Source organism: Fictibacillus phosphorivorans (assembly GCF_023715845.1).
GTDB classification, from domain to species: domain Bacteria; phylum Bacillota; class Bacilli; order Bacillales; family Fictibacillaceae; genus Fictibacillus; species Fictibacillus phosphorivorans_D.
In genome coordinates, this window is record NZ_JAMBOR010000061.1 from 1 (window position 1) to 464 (window position 464).

The 464-nt window shown below is 54.7% G+C and carries 1 protein-coding gene; it reads right to left on the minus strand.

All coding sequences use genetic code 11. The features are described from left to right. Positions 1 to 244, minus strand: a 244-nt coding sequence (locus M3206_RS18795) for a hypothetical protein (RefSeq protein ID WP_251314034.1), incomplete at its 3' end; no start/stop codon positions are given. Positions 245 to 464 lie beyond the last annotated feature (220 nt).

Consider the following 464-nt stretch of genomic DNA (forward strand, 5'->3'; position numbering starts at 1 on the left):
TCTTTGAGGTACTGTTCCCGGCGTTCGTCATACCATGCAGAGAACTCAGGGGACCAGCCATCAGTCGTGCCGTCATAGTCAACCTTGGCGTTACGTTCAGCCATGCTCTCGACCATGCTGTAAGCGGTGGTAAGCGCAGCTTCGCGGATATACCCACGCAGATCGCGCTTACGCCAGTAGGGGTTAACTTTTGAATCACAAAAAGGTTTGAATTCCACTTCCCAGCGACGTACGCATCGTGCATTCAGTGATTTGCTCATATCGTTACCGGGAGGGCGAACCCTCCCGCCTCCCTTAGCCCACGTATTCCGGTTTCATGTCGTCCAGGGTGATGCGGAACTGGTCATACAGTTCATCACCGAGGTGGCGGCGCGATGAGGTCAGGGTGCTTTCTGCCTTCGCGAATAACGCTTCGGCTTCCGGATCCCCCGGGTTAGGAAGTGAATTTATGGCGGCCTCAACTT